The sequence below is a fragment of the Actinocorallia aurea genome, assembly GCF_054783995.1.
The window spans coordinates 53,573-72,412 of the sequence record NZ_BAAGPQ010000040.1; the positions used below are offsets into that span (position 1 = coordinate 53,573).

18 protein-coding genes and 1 riboswitch are annotated in these 18,840 nt (G+C 72.3%); of the genes, 13 read left to right on the plus strand and 5 right to left on the minus strand.

The window, feature by feature from the left end:
- Positions 1 to 32: 32 nt before the first annotated feature.
- Positions 33 to 146: riboswitch (TPP riboswitch) on the plus strand.
- From ACYVOM_RS40615 to ACYVOM_RS40625, 3 genes are all read left to right on the plus strand, one after another.
- Entirely contained in the window at positions 143 to 1,540 is a 1,398-nt protein-coding gene (locus ACYVOM_RS40615) for a purine-cytosine permease family protein (RefSeq protein WP_460308967.1), read from the plus strand. (Overlaps the previous riboswitch by 4 nt.)
- A gap of 42 nt (positions 1,541 to 1,582) precedes the next feature.
- The gene (locus ACYVOM_RS40620; protein ID WP_460309046.1) at positions 1,583 to 3,427 is read left to right on the plus strand and encodes a PAS domain-containing protein; all 1,845 of its coding nucleotides are present in this window, start codon (positions 1,583 to 1,585) and stop codon (positions 3,425 to 3,427) included.
- A gap of 304 nt (positions 3,428 to 3,731) precedes the next feature.
- Entirely contained in the window at positions 3,732 to 4,193 is a 462-nt protein-coding gene (locus ACYVOM_RS40625) for an ATP-binding protein (protein WP_460308968.1), read from the plus strand.
- A gap of 350 nt (positions 4,194 to 4,543) precedes the next feature.
- Here the strand turns inward: ACYVOM_RS40625 and ACYVOM_RS40630 are convergent, their stop codons facing one another.
- On the minus strand, positions 4,544 to 4,876 hold the full coding sequence (locus ACYVOM_RS40630) for a hypothetical protein (RefSeq protein WP_460308969.1): 333 nt from the start codon (positions 4,874 to 4,876) through the stop codon (positions 4,544 to 4,546).
- Between the two features lie 197 nt (positions 4,877 to 5,073).
- Between ACYVOM_RS40630 and ACYVOM_RS40635 the strand changes: the two genes are divergently transcribed.
- From ACYVOM_RS40635 to ACYVOM_RS40645, 3 genes are all read left to right on the plus strand, one after another.
- Complete coding sequence (locus ACYVOM_RS40635) at positions 5,074 to 5,412, plus strand: STAS domain-containing protein (protein ID WP_460308970.1); 339 nt, start codon at positions 5,074 to 5,076, stop codon at positions 5,410 to 5,412.
- Between the two features lie 55 nt (positions 5,413 to 5,467).
- Positions 5,468 to 6,211 (plus strand): glycosyltransferase family 2 protein, encoded by a 744-nt coding sequence (locus tag ACYVOM_RS40640; protein WP_460308971.1) that lies wholly within the window; start codon positions 5,468 to 5,470, stop codon positions 6,209 to 6,211.
- Positions 6,212 to 6,325: 114 nt separating this feature from the next.
- Entirely contained in the window at positions 6,326 to 7,771 is a 1,446-nt protein-coding gene (locus ACYVOM_RS40645; RefSeq protein ID WP_460308972.1) for a polyprenol phosphomannose-dependent alpha 1,6 mannosyltransferase MptB, read from the plus strand.
- Here ACYVOM_RS40645 and ACYVOM_RS40650 read toward each other — a convergent pair.
- Complete coding sequence (locus ACYVOM_RS40650; RefSeq protein WP_460308973.1) at positions 7,656 to 9,830, minus strand: hypothetical protein; 2,175 nt, start codon at positions 9,828 to 9,830, stop codon at positions 7,656 to 7,658. The two genes, ACYVOM_RS40645 and ACYVOM_RS40650, sit on opposite strands and share 116 nt — an antisense overlap.
- Before the next feature lie 70 nt (positions 9,831 to 9,900).
- Between ACYVOM_RS40650 and ACYVOM_RS40655 the strand changes: the two genes are divergently transcribed.
- From ACYVOM_RS40655 to serS, 7 genes are all read left to right on the plus strand, one after another.
- Positions 9,901 to 11,181, plus strand: a complete 1,281-nt coding sequence (locus ACYVOM_RS40655; protein ID WP_460308974.1) for a glycosyltransferase 87 family protein — start codon at positions 9,901 to 9,903, stop codon at positions 11,179 to 11,181.
- Entirely contained in the window at positions 11,181 to 11,621 is a 441-nt protein-coding gene (locus tag ACYVOM_RS40660) for a DUF4446 family protein (RefSeq protein WP_460309047.1), read from the plus strand. The genes ACYVOM_RS40655 and ACYVOM_RS40660 overlap by 1 nt, the downstream gene beginning before the upstream one ends.
- A gap of 57 nt (positions 11,622 to 11,678) precedes the next feature.
- Positions 11,679 to 12,599, plus strand: coding sequence for a prephenate dehydratase (gene pheA, locus ACYVOM_RS40665; protein ID WP_460308975.1), 921 nt, complete (start codon positions 11,679 to 11,681; stop codon positions 12,597 to 12,599).
- Entirely contained in the window at positions 12,596 to 13,102 is a 507-nt protein-coding gene (locus tag ACYVOM_RS40670) for a GNAT family N-acetyltransferase (protein ID WP_460308976.1), read from the plus strand. Before pheA ends, ACYVOM_RS40670 begins: the two co-directional genes overlap by 4 nt.
- A 50-nt stretch (positions 13,103 to 13,152) precedes the next feature.
- On the plus strand, positions 13,153 to 13,911 hold the full coding sequence (locus ACYVOM_RS40675) for an enoyl-CoA hydratase/isomerase family protein (protein ID WP_460308977.1): 759 nt from the start codon (positions 13,153 to 13,155) through the stop codon (positions 13,909 to 13,911).
- A 112-nt stretch (positions 13,912 to 14,023) separates the two neighbouring features.
- Complete coding sequence (locus ACYVOM_RS40680; RefSeq protein ID WP_460308978.1) at positions 14,024 to 15,007, plus strand: hypothetical protein; 984 nt, start codon at positions 14,024 to 14,026, stop codon at positions 15,005 to 15,007.
- A 104-nt stretch (positions 15,008 to 15,111) separates the two neighbouring features.
- Complete coding sequence (serS, locus tag ACYVOM_RS40685) at positions 15,112 to 16,371, plus strand: serine--tRNA ligase (RefSeq protein WP_460308979.1); 1,260 nt, start codon at positions 15,112 to 15,114, stop codon at positions 16,369 to 16,371.
- Positions 16,372 to 16,439: 68 nt separating this feature from the next.
- Here the strand turns inward: serS and ACYVOM_RS40690 are convergent, their stop codons facing one another.
- From ACYVOM_RS40690 to ACYVOM_RS40700, 3 genes are read right to left on the minus strand one after another with little or no spacing between them, the layout of a single operon-like run.
- Positions 16,440 to 17,291, minus strand: coding sequence for an HAD family hydrolase (locus ACYVOM_RS40690; RefSeq protein ID WP_460308980.1), 852 nt, complete (start codon positions 17,289 to 17,291; stop codon positions 16,440 to 16,442).
- 3 nt (positions 17,292 to 17,294) lie between these two features.
- Positions 17,295 to 17,825 carry a bacterial proteasome activator family protein gene (locus ACYVOM_RS40695; RefSeq protein ID WP_460308981.1) on the minus strand — a complete coding sequence of 177 codons (531 nt, stop codon included), beginning with the start codon at positions 17,823 to 17,825 and terminating at the stop codon, positions 17,295 to 17,297.
- Positions 17,822 to 18,787: an NAD(P)H-quinone oxidoreductase gene (locus ACYVOM_RS40700; protein WP_460308982.1), complete on the minus strand. Its 966-nt coding sequence runs from the start codon at positions 18,785 to 18,787 to the stop codon at positions 17,822 to 17,824. Before ACYVOM_RS40700 ends, ACYVOM_RS40695 begins: the two co-directional genes overlap by 4 nt.
- Positions 18,788 to 18,840 lie beyond the last annotated feature (53 nt).

Here is an 18,840-nt window from a genome sequence, read left to right on the forward strand (position 1 = left end):
TCGGGGAGAAGGGTACGATTCGCGCCGAATCACAACCTTTCCGCGGGAGCTCGGGAGAAGGCCGGGCTGAGAGGGCGACCCATCTGTCGCCGACCGCATGAACCTGTCCGGGTAATGCCGGCGTAGGGAGAGTGCTCCTCGCATGTCCGCAAGCACGCTTGAAAACCGCCCCCAGCGCCCCGAGGGGCCCGCTGAGGCGCCGCTGACCCTCGACGAGCCGACCCCCCGGGTCCTGTCGTTCTGGGACCAGAGCGCCTTCTGGGCCAACCTCGGCGTCAGCCTGTTCGCGTTCTCCGGCGCCTACACGGTGCTGGCGCCCGACGTGAACGGCGTGCCGCAGCTCTCGATCGCGGCGGGCATCGCCGCGATGATCATCGGCACCCTCGTCGGCGGGCTCATGCTCGGGCTCGCCGCGGTGCCGGGCGCCCGCACCGGCCGCCCGGCGATGGTGATCCTGCGGGGTCTGTTCGGCGCGCGGCTGTCGTACGCGCCGACGGTCCTCAACATCGCCCAGCTCGTCGGCTGGGGGACGTTCGAGCTGATCGTCATCGCCGACGCCGCGCACGAGCTGTTCGGCGGAGGCCCGCGCTGGGTCTATGTGCTCGCCGCGGGAGCGCTCACCACGGTCCTGACGATCTGGCCTCTGGGCTCGGTGCGCCTGCTGCGCCGGTTCGTCACCATCGCCGTGGGGATCGCGCTCGTCTGGTTCTACATCCAGTTCGTGAGGGAGGGCCTGCCCGACCTCACCACCCACCCGGGCGCCGTCGGCGGCGGCCCGTTCGGCTCCGACTGGAGCCTGTTCTGGCTCGCGATCGACGCGGCCCTGGCCGTCTCCATCTCGTGGGTGCCGGTCGCCGCCGACTACACCCGGCACGCGCGCAGTGAACGCGCGGCCTTCGGCGCGGCGAGCGGCTCCTACGCCGTCACGCAGATCATCGCCTACACCCTCGGACTCTTCGCCCTCGTCCTCGCGGGCCAGGGCAACGGCGTCTACGGGCCCTTCCTCACGGTCACGGCCGGCGCGGTCTTCTTCTTCGTCTTCGTCCTGCGCGAAGCCGACCAGTCATTCGCGAACGTCTACTCCACCGCGCTCTCGATCCAGAACCTTGTGCCGCGTGTGGACCGCCGCGTCTTGAGCATCGGCCTTGGCGCGCTCATCACGGTGCTCGCCCTTGCCCTCAACATGGACGACTATTACGGCTTCCTCGCCCTCATCGGCTCGGTCTTCGTGCCGCTGTCCGGCGTGCTCGCCGCGGACTTCTTCCTCGGCCGCGGCAGGACCGGCTGGAACACCGCGCCGGACGCGCCCGCCCGCTGGTCGATGGTCGCGGCCTGGATCGGCGGCTTCGTCACCTACCAGCTCATCAACCCCGGCGAACTCGGCGCGTGGAAGGAGTTCTGGAACGGCGTCCAGGAGGCGCTCGGCCTGACCGTCCAGCCGTGGATGAGCGCTTCGCTGCTGTCGTTCCTCATCGCGGCGGTTCTGGCACTGGTGATCGGCCGGGTCACCGACAGGAAGGCAAAACCGGTTTCCGGCTGAGCGGGAGGCGCCCGCCGCCGCGGTGGGACGATGGCGGGCGTGATGCTCCCAGACGAGGACCGGACCGCGTGCGCGGTGCTCGCCAGCGCCCCCGATCCGATCGTGGCGGTCGACGAGGCAGGCCGGGTGACCCTGTGGAACCCGGCCGCCGAGCGGTTGTTCGGCTGGGCCGCCGAGGAGATCCTCGGCCAGGTGCCGCCGATCATCCCGGACGAGCTGACCGCCGAACACCACGCGGTCCTGGAACGGGTCCGCGCCGCAGGGTCCCACGTCTCCATCGGGACCCGGCGGCGCACCCGCGCCCGCGAGCTGATCGACGTCCGGATCGACACGAGCGCGATCCGCGGATCGGACGCGCGGCTCGTCGGCTGGGTCTCGGTCTTCCACCCCGTGGCCGAGCCCGAGACGCGCGCGGTGGCGGAGAAGGCCCGGCTCGTCCGCCGGCTGAACGACATCCTCGGCGACCTCAACTCCGCGCTCGACCTCGACACCGTCCTCGACCGGATCACCGCGGCGCTGGTCGAGCTGACCGGCGCGGACGCCGCCGCGTTCGTCCGGATCGAGGGCAGCAGGCTGCGCCTGGTGACCGCCCGCGGCCTGCCCGACGAGATGCGCGGCGCGACGGTCGACCTGGAGCCGAGCCTGGTCGCGGAGCTGCTGGAGTCCGGCCGGGACGTGATGCTGGCGTCCGGGCAGCGGGTCACCGACCTCATCTGGCAGCGGCTGCCGGACCTGCACACCGTCGCGCTCGGCATGGCGCACCTCGGCAACCGGCCCTACGGCGCGCTGTACGCGCTGTTCGCCGGGCGGACCACCGGCCACACCGAGCTCGAACTGCTGGAGCTGCTCGCCGGGCACGCGGGCGTCGCCGTCGGCAACGCCGTCGCCTACCAGGAGGTCGTCCGCCAGCGCGCGCACGAGCGCGCCGTGATCGACGCGAGCGCCGACGGGATCGCGGTGCTCGACACCGCCGGGCTCGTCTGCCAGTGGAACCCGGCAGCCACCCGCATCACCGGACGGGACGCCCTCAGCGCGCTCGGCTCCGGGCTGCCTTTTCCCTTCTCCACCGACGAGACCGTCACCCACCTGCTCCCGAACGGCATCTGGATCGATGTGCTCGCCGCCGAGATCGAGGAGACCGGCGAGATCGTCGTGGACTTCCGCGACGTCACCGCCGCCAAGGAGCTCGAAGAGGCCAAGGACCTCTTCCTCGCCACGACGGGACACGAGCTGCGCACCCCCATCACCGTCGTGCAGGGCTTCGCCGACACCCTCGTCACCCACTGGGACGAGCTTCCCGACGCCGAGCGGCGCAAGGCCGTCGGGATGATCGCCGACCGGGGGAGGGCGATGGGCAAACTCGTCGAGCAGCTCCTGCGCGCCTCCCACGCGGGCTCGGCGCGACCCCCGGTGTCCCCTGCGCCGTTCGACCTGGGCGGGCTGCTGCACCGCGTCGTGCCGGCGTTCCGGACGCTCTCGCAGACGCACCGGCTGGTGTGCGAGGTGCCCGAAGGGCTCCCGACCGCGTTTGGCGACGTGATGGCGACGGACATCATCGTGGGCCAGCTCGTCGAGAACGCCTACAAGTACTCCCCCGAAGGCGGACTGATCGAGGTGTCGGCCGGGGTCGCCGGCGAGCGGCTCGTCGTGACCATCGACGACGAGGGCATCGGCATCGCGGCCGGCGACCACGAGCGGATCTTCGAGCGCTTCGTGCAGGGCGAGGCGGGCGACCGGCGCCGCTTCGGCGGGGTGGGCCTGGGGCTGTACATCGCCCGCAGGCTCGCCACCGCCCAGGGCGGCGACGTCACCGCCCACTCCCGGCCGACCCGCGGCACCCGCATGCGCCTCACCGTGCCGATCTCGGGGGCGGCTCCGAGCGGCTGAGCGGCGTCCGAAACGGCGTCCGCCGGGGCGGCGGGTGCGCGAGGGGCGCCCGGTGCGGGTGGCGGCGGCGGGGGTGCCGCAAGGCTCCGGATCAGGGCGAAACGGTCGCGGATGTGACGGACGAAACGTCCGTGTGACGAATAACCGGGCACTCCTGTGGAAAAGTCTTCAGGTGATCGGCCGTGACTTCCAGGTCGGTAGCTCGTTAAGCCGGGAAACCACTGTTTCGTCCTGGTTTCTTGCCAGGTCATACGGGGCATTTCGGTCGGTACAGATGGTCAAGCGGATGGAGGAGGTCCCGACGATGAGCATCGTCCACCTGCCCCATTCAGCCGCCGGAGTCTCGGCGGTGCGGCGGAGACTCGGACGCGAGCTGCTGGAATGGGGCGTCTCCGACGAGGTCGCCGACGACGCCGCAGTGATCGCCAGCGAGCTGATGAGCAACGCACTCCGGCACGCCCGACCACTCCCCGGCCCCGAACCCCAGATCAAGGTCAGCTGGGCCCGCATCGGCGACATCGTCGAACTGTCCGTCTCCGACGGCGGCGCCATCACCGAACCGCGCAAAGGCCAACCCGCCCTGTCCTCACTCGGCGGACGCGGCCTCGGCATCGTCGAAACCCTCTCCCAAGCCTGGGGAGTACGCCGCGACGACCACGGCAGCACCGTGTGGGCCCACCTGCACGCCCCCGCCGTCTTCCCCCAGATGGACGACGTCGGAAGCTTCGTTAAAGAAACCGGCACCCCTCTGCAAAATCTTTCCTGAGGGGACGCTAAGGTCTGCCACAGCTCGGGGTGCTGCCGCGCCCCCGTCGACAGCACCTCGAGCATCCAGCTGCGTTCATGGCCGTTCCGCGGCCTCGTCCGCCCTGGGGGCTCCCGAGGCCGCAGAACGGCTGTTCGGGCGCTCTGAGATCCCGGCGCCCTCACGGGACCAGCGGTGGCTCGGCTGGAAGCCTGGCGGTCGAGCGGGCTGAAGTGGAACTCCCGGTCCTCGGTGGACTTTTGCCTGGTCCTAGGCGAACTTTCCTGGCTGAGGCGGGCTTTTGCGGGTTCGGGGTGGGGGCTTGGGGCGCGTGGGGTGGGGATCTCGGGGTGTGAGGGGGTCGGCGGGGGTCAGCGGTCGAGGGTGTTGGCCAGGGCTCGGAAGGTGGGGCAGGGCCAGCGGGTCATGCAGGCGCGACACCGGCGCAGAGGGTTGTCGGGGTCGCTGGACAGGCCGCCGGAAGGCTTCGGGTGGTGCAGTTCGAGGATGTGGAGGGCGGCCTCGGCCAGGAGGGTGACCTCATCGCGGGCCTCCCCGAGGAAGACCAGGTCCTCGCGGGTCAGCCTGGCGCGGACGGGGACCTCGCCTTCTCGGTTGACCAGCCGCAGCAGGTAGGCGACCGTGACCCTCCAGGACGTGGACTTGTCGGCCCGGGCGCGCATCGCCTCCAGGCGGTCGCGCATCCGGGAACGCTGCCGGTCGGGCTGGTTCCTCACCCGTCCAGCTTCCCAAAACCGAGGGTCGCGCGCGTCCCGATCGTGCAGATCGAACCTGGTGTTACCGCAGGTAGACCGGATCATCACCAATCGGCTGGGCGAATCACTCGGACTTGGCGAAGACTGTCTGGCTACCTGGCGCGCGGGCCGATAGTGTGCCCGTCATGGAGCTTCAGGTCTCGACTGCATCTCAGGCAGGTCACGCCGTCGTCTCAGCCGTCGGCGAGCTGGACCTGTACACCGCACCCCGCTTGCAGCAGGCGCTCGCCGCCCTGCTCACCGAACAGGAACTCGACCGGGTCGTCGTCGACCTCTCCGGCGTCGAGTTCTGCGACTCGACCGGAATGAACGTCCTGCTCTCGGGGATGAAGCGGGTCAAGGAGCGCGGAGGCGTGTTCGAACTCGCCGCGCCGCGCCCCGCCGTCCTGCGCATCCTCCAGGTGACCGGACTCGACACCGTGTTCACCGTGCACGACGCGGTGCCCGCCCTCGACGCGACCTGACATGCCGCGCGGCGCGGGCGGGCCGGACGCCCGCGACGCCACTACGATCGCAGGCATGTCCGACGAAACGCCGGCCGGCATCGCGGTGATCATTCCGGCCATGAACGAGGCCGATCGCATCGCCGCCACAGTCCGCGCCGCCCGGGAACTCCCCGGAGTGGACCTGGTGCTCGTCGTCGACGACGGCTCCGCCGACGCCACCGCGATCGTCGCGGGCGAGGCGGGGGCCGACGTCGTCCGGCACGCCCGCAACCGCGGCAAGGCCGCCGCGATGGAGACCGGCGCCGAGGCCGTCCGCCTGCTGGACGGCCGCGACGGCGTCCGCCCGCGGCACCTGCTCTTCCTCGACGCGGACCTCGGCGACACCGCCGCCAAGGCTGCCCCGCTGATCGAGCCCGTGGCCGAAGGCGAAGCCGACATGACCATCGCCATGTTCTCCTCGACGGTGAAGCTCGGCGGTCACGGCCTCGTCGTCCGGCTCTCCCGCGACGGGATCAAGCGCGCCACGGGCTTCGCCCCCACCCAGCCGCTCAACGGGCAGCGCTGCCTCACCCGGGCGGCGTTCGAGGCGGCCAAGCCGCTCGCCCACGGCTTCGGCGTGGAGACGGCGCTGACCATCGACCTGCTGCGCCGCGGCTTCCGGATCAAGGAGGTCGAGGTGCCGCTCGCGCACCGCGCCACCGGCACCGACCTGCGCGCGCAGATCCACCGGGCCCGCCAGTTCCGGGACGTCGCGCGGGCGCTGGCCGTCCGAGATCCCGCGGTGAGGGACGGGCTCTCCCGCCTCAAGCGCCGCTGACCCCGGCCGCCCCCGCGCGCCATGGACGCCGACTCCCCCGCCTCCCGGGCCCGCCAGGGCCCGCCCCGACCTCGCGCGAGGCTCTCGCGCGAAGGGCTGGGCCAGGCCTGCTCCGTGCTGTCCCTCGGGGGCTTCCTGACGCTGTCCGTCCTCGGTCCGTCCGCCGTCCAGCCCGCCTTGGGCGCGGGCGGCGGGCCGCCGTGGGCGCTGGACGCCGGGCTCGGCCCCCGTGCCGCCGTCGCGCTGCTCGCCGGCGCGATCGTGCTGGGCGGCGTCGGCCTCGGCCTGTGCCTGAGCGCCGCAGGACGGGGCGCCCGCGCGCGCAGCGGCCCGATCGTCGCGGTCGGCGCCCTGGCCGCGCTCGCCTTCGCGCTGACGCCCCCCGTCGGCTCCTCCGACCACCTCAACTACGCCGCCTACGGGCACATGGCGGTCCTCGGCCTCGATCCGTACGCGACGACCGCCGCCGACCTCGGCTCCGACGCCTACGGCCTGGCCGTCCAGGAGTGGCGGACCACTCCGTCGGTGTACGGCCCGATCGTCACCTGGACCCAGGCCTTCGCGGTCTGGGCGGGCGGCGGGACCGTGCGCGGGACGGTGCTCGTGCTCTCCCTGATCAGCGCGCTGGTGTACGTGCTGGTCGGCCTCGTGCTGCGGCGGATGGCCCGCGACGAGCAGGGAAGGCTCCGCGCCGCCCTCCTGTGGTCGGCGAACCCGATCCTGCTCTTCCAGCTCGTCTCCGGCGCGCACAACGACGTCCTGGCGATCGGCGCCGCCGTCCTGGCCCTGGCGGTGTTCACCGGCGGGGTGCGGCGCACGGCGCGGGCGGGGGAGACGTGGCGGGCGTTCGGCGCCGGCGCGCTGGCGGGGGCCGCCGTGGCGATGAAGTTCCCGGCCGGGCTCGTCGGCGCGGGACCGGCCTGGGTGCTGCTGCGCGCGCGCCGCTGGGGCGGGCTCGCCGCGCTCGGCTGCGGCGCGCTGCTCGTCGCGGGCGCCGCCTACGCCGCCGTCGGATTCGGCGCGTTCAACCAGGTCAGGGAGGCGTCCCAGTTCGTGTCGCTGGCCAACCCGTGGCATCTGGTGGCGGGGCGGGGCGGCGGCGTGCTCGGCGCCGGGCTCGACCGCGACCTCGTGCCGGTGCTGTCGCTGGCGCTGCTCGCGCTGCTGATCTGGCTGCTCGGCCGGGCGCTGCCCGAGGCCGACGACGCCGTGCGGGCCGCCGCCGCGCTCGTCCTCGCCTGGCTGTTCGCCGCCTCCTACGCGCTGCCCTGGTACGACGGACTGGGCTGGGCCGTCCTGGTGCTGCTGCCCTGGTCGCGGTTCGACTGGATCATGCTGGCCAGGACCGTGGGGCTCAGCCTCGCCTACCTGCCCGCGCGCGACCCGGTGCTGGCCGGCCTCCCGGACGGGCTGCACTGGCTCGTCACGGGCCTGCGGGCGACCGTCATGCCGTTCGTTCTGGCTGCGGTTCTGGCGGCACTGGTGGCGGCGTGCCTCGCTCGGCGTCCAGTTCCAGCGCTCGTACGCACGCCGCCAGCACCAGCGGGACCGCGAGCGTGAGCACCAGTGCGGGGATCACCACGCCGGAGTCGTTCATGAGCATGCCGACCAGCGTGACGGTGAGGACCGCGACGAGCGACGGGGCGAAGGTCGGGCTGTAGTCGTAGGAGCGGGCCAGGGCCGAGGCCCGCCACGCCAGCGGCCGGGCGAGGACGAGGTACAGGAACAGCAGCGCGCTGATCGCCATCAGCGTGAACGGCAGGTAGCCGCCGAAGCTCCGCAGCATCGCCTCGGTCTTGCGGGTGACGACGCCCAGGGCCTCGCCCGCGGCGAGCTGCTCCCAGAACTTGCCCAGGTGGGTCGGTTCGGCCCGCAGCGAGTCGAGGAACGCCATGCCGAGGACGACGGCGGCGCCCACCGCGCCCGCCAGCGCGATCCGCAGCGCCGAGACCCGCTGCCCGCCGACCTGGAGCGCGAGGACCGCGGTGCCGAGGAGGATCGCCACGACGCCGCCGAAGTCGCTGCCCCAGCCGGGGAACCCGTCGACGACCATCGCGCCGAGCCCGATCACGATCACCAGGCCGGCCGCCGCGCGCCGCCGTCCGGCCCGCACGAGCGGTTCGGCGAGCCACGCCGCGGTGAGGATCGCGGCGGTGGCGAACAGCGCGAACGCCATGTTCCCAAAGCCGTAGAACCGGCCGGCGACCAGCGCGGTGTAGCCCATGAAGGCGTTGAGCTGGAGGTGTGAGCCCGTCATCGCGTCGAGGCCGAGGACCGCGACGGTGATCATGGCGATGACCAGTCCCGACCCCGTCAGGGAGCGGCGCCACGGGCCGGCCAGGGACACCGCGGTCACCAGCGCGATCGCCGCCGAGAGGCACAGGCAGAGGGAGACGACGGGGTGGTCCGACCGCCACCAGGGGATGAGGTTCGCCAGGTAGGTGGCGACGGGGGCCGCCGCGCCGCCGAGCGCGACGATCCGGGTCAGCCCGAGGACGCGCCGCCGGTCGAAGGCGCGACGGCGCAGGGACAGGGCGGCCCACCCGTAGAGCAGGAGCTGGGCGGCGAGCAGAACGATGAAGAAGGCACCGCTCAGACTCCGTATCGCTTGTGCGGCGACGTCCTCGTCATGCAGAACATCTGCCTTCTGCGCGGCGGTGTCCGGTGACGGAACAGCCCGCCAGGTCGCGCCGACCATCCCCTTCGGCTGGGACAGCCCGAGGACGGACAGGACCGTCGAGCTGAGGTCGGTCAGCGTGACGAGGCCGCGCCGGCGGGTCGAGGAACTGGTGAGGTAGCCCGCGGAGAAGTCCGGGCCTTCGGCGATCGCCACGTGCAGGTGCGGGTCGCCGGTGGTGTCGGCGAGCCCCGCCAGCAGGACCGTCGCGTTCGCCGGGAGCCTGCCGAGCAGCGCGGCGACCCGGGTGTCGGCCGCCGCCGCAGCGTCGGCCCGGGCCGCGGCCGGGACCTCGGCCTGCTCGCCGTCCTCGTCTACCCCCGCCTCGACGAAGGCGCGGTAGACGTCGTCGATCTCCACGACGGTAAACGCGCAGCGCGACCAGTCCTCGACGTCCTCGGGGACCCGCGCGTAGTCGTCGATCCGGCCCTCGGTGTCGGCCGCGCCCAGCGCCGCGCCCGGGCCCACCGCGCGGGTGCACGCGCCGGAATCCTGGACGCGTGAGCCGAGCGCCCCGATCTGGGCCTGGTAGGAGGTCGTCCCGTTGTCCTCGGCGATCTCCGCCCAGCCCGGCACCTCCGCGCCGCCGCCCGGCGCGGCGCGCGGGGTGGGCGGCAGGGCGCACGCGCCGTGCTCCAGTCGGGCGCGCTGGCCCGCCGAGAGGGTCAGCCAGCCGTCGATCGGGCAGGTCCGGGTGGTCGTGGTCCGGATGGACAGGGACGCCGCCGCGCCCTTCGCGGACATCTGCCAGAGAGCCGGAGTGTCGGCCGGCGTGATGTCGGACCATTCCAGCCCCGGCACACCCACGACCACCACAGGCCCCGTCGCCGCCCGCGCGGCCGACGGCAGCGCGACGAGCGGGATCAGCGCCGCGACCAGCGAGAGGAGGAGAACCCGTCCCGCTGCGGCGGCGTTCCGTCCCCGCGACCGCCAGCGGATCACGGCACCTCCCCTAGGCCCCTTGTCGAAACTCGTCCCCAGGTTAGTGGTCGGCTTACGCCAGGATGGACCCATGGCCGGACCCTGGAGACGCACGATCGCCGCCGCGGGCGGCCTGCTGGTGGCCGGAGCCGCCCTCGTGCCCGTCGCGACGACCTGGCTCAGCAACCCCGAAGACCAGCGGCTCGTCGACCTCGACGTCTACCGGACGGCCGGGCAGGCCGTCCTTGACGGGACGTCCGTCTACGACTTCGTCACGCAGGCGCCCCAACTCCTCCCCTTCACCTACCCGCCCTTCTCGGCGATCCTGGCCGTCCCCATGGCCTGGCTGCCTTGGTCGGTCGCCCAGTTCGTCATGATGGGGCTGGTCTTCGGCGCCCTCGCGCTGGCGGCCTGGTGGGCGTTCCGGCCGCTGATCGCGCGCGCCGGCGACCTCGGCCCGCTGGTCCTCGGCGGGCTCGTCGCCGCGCTGATCCTGCCGCTGCCGATCCACGACCAGGTCCGCTTCGGCCAGGTCGGGCTGTTCCTCCTCGCCCTGTGCCTGGTGGACTGCCTCGCGCCGCGGACGTACTGGCCGCGCGGCATGCTCGTCGGCCTGGCCACCGCGTTCAAGCTCGTGCCCGGCGTTTTCCTGATCTACCTCCTGATCACCCGGCGGCGCGAGGCCGCGGGCAACGCGGTGCTGACGGCGGCCGGGGCGACCCTGCTGACCTTCGTGCTGCTGCCGCGCGACTCCGTCGACTTCTGGTTCGGCGCGCTGTTCTCCAGCGACCGCCTCGGCTCCAACCTCGGCACCTCCAACCAGTCGCTGCGCGGCTTCCTGATGCGCATGTACTGGCCGGACGCGCTGACCTCGCTCGTCTGGTTCGCCGCCGTCGCGGCGGTCGCGGTCATCGGCTTCCGGTACGCCAGGAAGCTGTCGCTGCTGGCTGATTCGGGCGGTCTGTCCCCGGCGAACGCGTGGTCGGCCGAGACCGCGGGGATCGCCGTCACCGGGCTCCTCGCCGTGCTGCTGTCGCCGGTCGCCTGGATCCACCACCTCGTCTGGATCATCCCGGTCATCGGCGCGCTGGCCGGAGACGGCCGCAACTTCCGCCGCTGTCTGGCCGCGGGCGGCGTCTGGCTCTTCTACGTCCTCCAGACGCCGTGGTGGGGCACCTCGCACATCCAGGCCCGGCATCCTGTCTGGGAACAGGCCTTGGGCAGGGCCATGCAGAGCTCGTTCGGGCTCGGCGCGGTGGCCCTGCTGTTCGTCCTCGGCGGGTGGCTGGTGAACGAAATGTGGCGGGAAACACCCCAGCGACGGCCGGAAGAAGGGCCTGAACGCGTCGGCATGGGTACGCTCACCCCGTGATGCTTATCACCGTCGCCGTCGTGGGCGCTCTCAGCGGATTGGCCGGCCTGTGCACGGCGCTCGTCGCGCGCAGCCGGGTGAGCAGGGTGGTCGAGGAGTGCGCCGACGTCCTGCGCCGGCAGATGCAGGTCGCCACAGGGGTCGACAAGAAGGCCCTGCGCGACCTCGCCATCGTGCGCTACGACGCGTTGGCGGAGATGTCGGGCGAGCTGTCGTTCTCCCTCGCCGTCCTCGACGCGGCCGGGGACGGCGTGGTCATCAGCTCGATCAACGGGCGCAGCGAGACCCGCACCTACGCCAAGGTCGTCCAGGGCGGCCGCAGCTCCCAGATGCTCTCCCCCGAGGAGGAGCACGCCCTGCGCGCCGCCCGACTCGGCCGCGGCCCCGTCGTCGAACTCGACGACCCCCTCGCCGACTTCGGCGCCCCCGTGGGCACCTGACCCGGAGATCCGCGTCGGCCGCCGGAGCGGCTCGGGGCTCGGTTACTCTTTTGTTTCATGCCTGACCGTTACGCCTACCTGGGGCCTGAGGGCACCTTCACCGAAGCCGCGCTGCTGACCCTGCCCGGGGCCGCGGAAGCCGAGCGGGTGCCTTACGCGACGGTCCCCGCCGCGCTCGACGCCGTGCGGAGCGGGTTCGCGGGGCGGGCGGTCGTGGCGCTGGAGAACTCGGTGGAGGGGTCGGTGCCGACGACCCTGGACGAGCTGGCGACCGGCGAGCAGCTCCAGATCGTCTCGGAGATCCACCTCGCGGTGGAGTTCGCGCTCCTGGTCAGGCCGGGCACCGCGCTCGCCGACATCAAGACCGTCGCCTCCCATCCGCACGCCCAGCCGCAGTGCCGCCGCTGGCTCGCCGCGCACGTCCCGGACGCCGAATGGCGGGCCGCGACCTCCAACGCCGAAGCCGCCCAGCACGTCGCCGACGGCCTCTACGACGCGGCGCTGGCCGGCTCGTTCGCCGCCGCCCGCTACGGGCTGACCGCGCTGGCCTCCCAGATCCACGACGTCGACGGGGCGGTCACTCGGTTCGTCGAGCTGTCCAAGCCGTGCGCGCCGCCGCGGCGCACCGGGCGCGACCGCACGACCGTCGTCGCCTACATCCGCGACGACCATGCGGGCGCGCTGCTCCAGATCCTCCAGGAGTTCTTCGTCCGGGGGATCAACCTGACCCTGATCCAGTCGCGGCCCACCGGGGCCGGGCTCGGGTCCTACCTGTTCTGGATCGACTTCGAGGGCCACGTCGAGGACGCCCGCGTCGGCGAGGCGCTGATGGGCCTGCGCCGGGTGTGCGCCGAGGTCAGGTTCGTCGGCAGCTACCCGGCCGCCGACGGCGTGCGGCCGGTGGCCCGGCACGGCACCGCCGACGAGGACTTCGCCGCCGCGTCCGACTGGCTCGCGGGCATCCGGGGCCAGGCTTGATCATCATCCGCCGCGAGCGTCCCGCCGACGCCCCGGCCATCGGCGACGTCGTCGCGGCGGCCTTCGGCGGGCCGCACGCGGCCGAGGCGCCGCTGGTCGACGCGCTGCGCGCCGACCCCGCCTGGATCCCGCGGCTGTCCCTCGTCGCCGAACTCGGCGGCGACATCGTCGGGCACGTGGTCTGCACCCGCGGCAGGGCCGGGACCACGCCAGGACTGGGCCTCGCCCCGCTGTCCGTCCGGCCCGACGTGCAGCGCGTCGGCGTCGGCAAGGCGCTGATGCACGCGGTGCTCGGCGCGGCCGACGCCCTCGACGAGCCGTTCGTCGCGCTGCTCGGCGACCCGGACTACTACGGCCGCTTCGGCTTCCTGCCCGCCGCCGACCTGGGCGTCGAGGCCCCCGACCCCGCCTGGGGCGTCCACTTCCAGGTCCGCGCCCTCACCGCCTACAGCCCCGACGGCCTCGGCGAGTTCTCTTACGCCCCGCCCATCATGGGGCTGTGACCTTCGGGCCGCCCGGCAGGGCGGCCTGGAGTACCCATACGATCTCGCCCATGAGCCTGGAAACCGGTGTTTCGGGTGGCGTCGCCACGGTGACCATCACCCATCCCGTCAAACGCAACGCGATGTCCGCGGCGATGTGGCGCGAGCTGCCCGGACTCCTGGACGGGCTCGCCGACGACCCCGGTGTCCGCGCGCTCGTCCTCACCGGGGCGGGCGACCACTTCTGCGCGGGCGCCGACATCACCGAACTGGAGTCGATCAACGCCGTGGGCGAGGCGAACCTGTCGACCCGGGCCGAGGCGGCGCTCGCCGCGTTCCCCAAACCGACGATCGCGGCGATCCGCGGCTTCTGCGTCGGCGGCGGCTGGCAGCTCGCGGGCGCCTGCGACGTGCGCTTCGCCGACACCGGAGCGCGCTTCGGCATCACCCCAGCCAAGATCGGCATCGTCTACCCGCCGTCGGCGATCCGCAGGCTCGTCGGTCTGGTCGGCCCCGCCGCCGCCAAGTACCTGCTCTACTCCGCCGACCTCATCGACGCCCCGCACGCGCTGCGCCTCGGGTTCCTCCAGGAGACGACCGACGACCTCGACGGACGGGTCCGCGCTTACCTCGACGTTCTGATGTCCCGGTCGCAGTTCAGCCTTGAAGCGGCCAAGGACGTCATCGACGGCTTCGTCGAAGGGACGATGACCGACGCGAGGCTCGCGGCCTGGCAGGAGGAGTCGATCTCCGGGGTGGACGCGGCCGAGGGCATCGCCGCCTTCAAGGAGCGCCGCCAGCCCGTCTTCACCTGGACGCGCAAGCCCTGACACGCCACGGTGTGGGAAGGTTGCCTGGGTTCACGGAGATTTTTGAGAATCCTGGTATAACGGGGATGCGTCATAGATCACGACATTTCTCCCGCCCCCCTTCGGAGGACCCGTGCGTATCATCGCCGTCCCCACCGGCCTGGCGCTCCTCGCCGGCGGCCTCGCGTTCGCGCCGCCCGCCTACGCGGCGGTCGGCAGCACCCTGACCATCAAGGTCTCCGAGGCGCCCGCCTACATCGGCGACGAGATCACCGTCACCGGCAAGCTCACCAGCTCCGCCGGCAAGGCCCTCGCCGACCGCGACATCCTCGTGAACGTCGCCGGCAAGCGCCAGATCGTCGAGACCAACGGCCAGGGCCTGTACATCACCGAGCTGAAGGTGCCCAAGAGCGGCGCCTTCACCGCCGACTTCTTCGGCGACTCCTCCTACAACGAGTCCACGGCCACCACGCCGTACTACACCGTCGTCTACCGCAGCGGCATCGACGACTTCGGCGCCAAGCCGCGTCCCGTCGCGCAGAACAAGCCGCTGAACATCTCCGGCCGCGCCTATCGCTCCGGCCTCGCCGGCCGCGAGGCGCTGGCCGGCGCCCAGATCGACCTGCTGTTCTCGGCGGACGGCCAGAACTGGAGCTGGGTCGCCGCGGGCACGTCCGACGCCAAGGGCCGCTTCCGGTTCGCCCCGACCGTCGCCCAGGACGGCACCTGGCTCGTCGTCCTCGCGGGCAACGGCGCCGCCGACGGCTGGGCGAAGGCCGAGCGCAAGATCTGGGTCGACTCCCGCTACCCGACCCGCCTGTCGGCCCACGCGACGCCCAAGAAGGTCTCCTACAAGGGCAGGGTCAAGCTGTACGGCTCCCTCGGCCACAAGGTCGACGGGATCTGGGCGGCGCTCGGCAAGGTCCACGTCGGGGTCTACTTCCGGGCCAAGGGCTCGGGCAAGTGGACCTTCAAGGGCAACGCCTGGGTCGGCGCCGACGGCAAGTACGGCAAGAAGTTCACCGCCACCCGCGACGGATACTGGCGCACCGTCTACAAGGGCACGGGCGCCGACTTCAAGGTCACCAGCGGCAAGACCTACGTCGACGTGCGATGACGCCGTAAGGCGTCCCTGCAGGGCTCCCGGGGCGGGTCGGCGCGCGGCCCGCCCTGGGGATAACCCGACGCGCCGGGGTGTCCCGGGGCGATAACCTCGGTTCTGTGATTGACCTGCGAGCCCTTCGTGACGACCCCGAACGCGTGCGCGCCTCCCAGCGCGCCCGAGGCGAGGACGAGGCAGTCGTCGACTCCCTGCTCGGCCTCGACGAGCGCCGCCGTGCCGCGCTGACCCGCTTCGAGCAGCTGCGTGCCGAGCAGAAGAGTTCCGGCAAGCTGGTCTCCCGGGCGCAGGGCGAGGAGAAGCAGGCCCTGCTCGCCAAGGCCAAGGAGCTGGCCCAGGGCGTCAAGGACGCCGAGGCCGAGTCCGACGCGCTCGGCGAGGAGCTGAACGCACTGCTGCGCTCCATCCCCAACGTCATCGAGGGCGCCCCCGCCGGCGGCGAGGACGACTACGTGGTGCTGGAGACGGTCGGCGAGGTCCCGTCGTTCGACTTCACCCCGCGCGACCACCTGGAGCTGGGCGAGCTGCTCGGCGCCATCGACATGGAGCGCGGCGCGAAGGTCTCCGGATCGCGCTTCTACTTCCTCACCGGCGTCGGCATGCAGCTCCAGCTCGCGCTGCTGAACCTCGCCATGGAGCAGGCCGTCTCCGCCGGGTTCATCCCGATGTACGTCCCGGTGCTCGTCAAGCCCGAGACGATGGAGGGCACCGGCTTCCTCGGCAACCACGCGCCCGAGGTCTACCACCTGCCCGCCGACGACCTCTACCTCGTCGGCACCGCCGAGGTGGGCCTGGCCGGGTACCACATGAACGAGATCCTCACCGATCTGCCCAAGCGGTACGCGGGATGGTCGAGCTGCTTCCGCCGCGAGGCGGGCTCCTACGGCAAGGACACCCGCGGCATCATCCGGGTGCACCAGTTCGACAAGATCGAGATGTTCTCCTACGTCGACCCCGCGGACGCCCACAACGAGCACCTGCGGCTCCTGGAGTGGGAGAAGGAGATGCTCGCGAAGGTCGAGCTGCCCTTCCGCGTCATCGACACCGCGGCGGGCGACCTCGGCTCCAGCGCGGCCCGCAAGTTCGACTGCGAGGCCTGGATCCCGACCCAGAACACCTACCGCGAGCTCACCAGCACCTCGAACTGCACCACGTTCCAGTCCCGCAGGCTCTCGACCCGCTTCCGCGACGCCGAAGGCAAGCCGCAGGCCGTCGCCACCCTGAACGGGACCCTGGCCACGACCCGCTGGATCGTCGCCATCCTGGAGAACCACCAGCAGGCCGACGGCTCGGTGCGCGTTCCCGAGGAGCTGCGCAGGTTCCTCGGCGGCCGCGAGGTCCTGGAGCCCGTCAAGCGCTGATCCGCCTTCCGTTATCCGCCTTCAGCGTCCGCCTGCGTCCTCTTGCCGGGGCGCGGGCGGTCGCGTCTTCAGGCGGCGTGGTGGCCGTCGAGCAGTTCCTCGAGGACCGCGGCGACGCCGTCGGCGTTGTTGTCGGCCGGGGTGTGGGCGGTGATCGCGGCGAGGACCGACGGGTGGGCGTTGGCCATCGCGTAGGGGCGGCCCGCCCACGTCAGCATCGGAAGGTCGTTGGGCATGTCGCCGAAGGCGACCACGTCGGCCGGCGCGACACCGCGCGCGGCGCAGTACTCCTCCAGGGCGGTCGCCTTGGTGACGCCCAGCGCGCTGATCTCCAGCAGGGAGCGCTCGGAGGCGCGGGTGATCGTCACGAGGTCGCCGACGGCCTTCACCGCGTGCGCCATGAGCGCGTCCGGGTCGCCGCCGGGGTGCAGGCCGAGCAGCTTGGTCGCCGGACGCGCGACGAGCCCCGCGTCGTCGACGGCCTCACCGCCCATCCTGCCGAGGTCCCAGTTGCCGCGACGGTAGCGCTCCTCGAACACGAAGCCCTCGCCGTACTCGACGGCGAAGCGGAGCTCCGGAAGCTCCCCCCGAAGGCGGGCGATCACCTCGGCGAGGACGTCGGCGGGGATCGTCCGTCGGCTGACGATCCGCTCGGTGACCAGGTCGTACAGGACGGCGCCGTTGGCGCAGATCGCCTGGCCGCGGTTGCCGATCTCCTGGGCGACCGCCCGCATCCAGCGGGGAGGGCGGCCGGTCACCATGAGCACGGCGAGGCCCGCCCGCTCGGCGCGGGCCAGGGCCGCCACGGTACGGGGGGAGACGGTTCCGTCCGTGCGGACGAGAGTGCCGTCGAGATCTGTGGCGATGAGCTTCATGGTCGTGCCGGGGAGGCGGGCGGCGGGCCCGCCTCCCCGGCTCACTCCTTACAGGTAGGGCCCGCTGGACCCGCGGTCGTCCTCGTGGCCGACGCCGGGCGGGACCATGCCCGCGGGCAGCGCCCGGCGCATCTGCTCCAGCTGGGCGCGGGCGGCCATCTGCTGGGCGAACAGCGTGGTCTGGATGCCGTGGAACAGCCCTTCGAGCCAGCCCACGAGCTGGGCCTGGGCGATCCGCAGCTCGGACTCGCTCGGCACCTCCGAGGCGAACGGCAGCGAGAGCCGCTCCAGTTCCTCGACGAGCTCCGGCGCGAGGCCGTCCTCCAGCTCCTTGATCGACGAGGTGTGGATCTCCCGGAGGCGGGCGCGGCTCGCCTCGTCGAGCGGGGCGGCCTTCACCTCCTCCAGGAGCTGCCGGATCATGCTGCCGATGCGCATGACCTTGGCGGGCTGCTCCACCATCTCGGTGATCGGCCGCTGCTCCCCGTCGTGCTCTTCGTCGTTTCCGCCGAGCGGATCGCCGCCGATCTTGCCCGGTCCGACGATCAGCACGTGCGGCTCCTGCTCCTGTTCGCTCATGACTCCCCAGTCTCCAACAAGATCTTCCCGAAGTGGCCGCTGTTCTCCATCAGGCGGTGTCCTTCGGCCGCATCGGCCATCGGCAGGGCGCGGTCGACCACCGGTCGGACGGCGCCCGACCCGATGAGCGGCCAGACGCGCTCGCGCACGGAGGCGACGATGCGCGCCTTGTCCTCCAACGAGCGGGCGCGCAGGGAGGTTGCGTGGACCGAGGCGCGCTTGGCGAGCAGCTTGCCGAGATCCAGTTCGCCCTTGCCCCCGCCCTGGAGCCCGATGACCATGAGGCGGCCCCCGGTGTCCAGCGCGGTGACGTTGCGGGCGAGGTACTTCGCGCCCATGTTGTCGAGGATGACGTCGTAGGGGCCCGACTCTACGAAGTCCTCGGTGCGGTAGTTGATCGTGAGGTCGGCGCCCAGCTCCCGGCACAGTTCGGCCTTCTCGGGCGTGCCCACCGTGCAGGCCACGTACGATCCCGTCGCCTTGGCGAGCTGGATGGCCATCGTGCCTATCCCGCTGCCTCCGCCGTGCACGAGGAAGCGGTCGCCTTCGGCCAGCCCGCCGTCCAGGAAGACGTTGGACCAGACGGTGCAGACGACCTCGGGCAGCGCCGCCGCCTCGGTGAGGGAAACGCCGTCGGGCACCGGAAGGAGCTGGGTGTGCGGAACCGCGACCTTCTCGGCGTACCCGCCGCCGGCGAGGAGCGCGCACACCTCGTCGCCGACCTTCCAGCCCTCCACGCCCCGGCCCAGCGCGCTGATCCGCCCGGACACCTCCAGGCCCGGATAAGGCGACGACCCGGGTGGAGGGTCGTAGAAACCCATCCGTTGGAGCACGTCGGCGCGGTTCACCGCGCTCGCGACGACGTCGAGGAGCACCTCGCCCGGCCCCGGGACCGGGTCGGGGACCTCTTCCCAGACCAGGGCCTCAGGGCCGCCCGGCGCCTTGATGGAGATCGCATGCATGGTTCTCACGCTATCCATCGACGAGCACGCCGGTGCCCCGGGCCGCTATCGTG

Excerpts from the sequence above, each read along its gene's own strand:
- ACYVOM_RS40615 (WP_460308967.1), top strand. The coding sequence starts at position 143 with ATGTCCGCAAGCACGCTTGAAAACCGCCCCCAGCGCCCCGAGGGGCCC.
- ACYVOM_RS40620 (WP_460309046.1), top strand. The coding sequence starts at position 1,583 with ATGCTCCCAGACGAGGACCGGACCGCGTGCGCGGTGCTCGCCAGCGCC.
- ACYVOM_RS40625 (WP_460308968.1), top strand. The coding sequence starts at position 3,732 with ATGAGCATCGTCCACCTGCCCCATTCAGCCGCCGGAGTCTCGGCGGTG.
- ACYVOM_RS40630 (WP_460308969.1), bottom strand. The coding sequence starts at position 4,876 with ATGCGCGACCGCCTGGAGGCGATGCGCGCCCGGGCCGACAAGTCCACG.
- ACYVOM_RS40635 (WP_460308970.1), top strand. The coding sequence starts at position 5,074 with ATGGAGCTTCAGGTCTCGACTGCATCTCAGGCAGGTCACGCCGTCGTC.
- ACYVOM_RS40640 (WP_460308971.1), top strand. The coding sequence starts at position 5,468 with ATGTCCGACGAAACGCCGGCCGGCATCGCGGTGATCATTCCGGCCATG.
- ACYVOM_RS40655 (WP_460308974.1), top strand. The coding sequence starts at position 9,901 with ATGGCCGGACCCTGGAGACGCACGATCGCCGCCGCGGGCGGCCTGCTG.
- ACYVOM_RS40660 (WP_460309047.1), top strand. The coding sequence starts at position 11,181 with ATGCTTATCACCGTCGCCGTCGTGGGCGCTCTCAGCGGATTGGCCGGC.
- pheA (WP_460308975.1), top strand. The coding sequence starts at position 11,679 with ATGCCTGACCGTTACGCCTACCTGGGGCCTGAGGGCACCTTCACCGAA.
- ACYVOM_RS40675 (WP_460308977.1), top strand. The coding sequence starts at position 13,153 with ATGAGCCTGGAAACCGGTGTTTCGGGTGGCGTCGCCACGGTGACCATC.
- ACYVOM_RS40695 (WP_460308981.1), bottom strand. The coding sequence starts at position 17,825 with ATGAGCGAACAGGAGCAGGAGCCGCACGTGCTGATCGTCGGACCGGGC.
- ACYVOM_RS40700 (WP_460308982.1), bottom strand. The coding sequence starts at position 18,787 with ATGCATGCGATCTCCATCAAGGCGCCGGGCGGCCCTGAGGCCCTGGTC.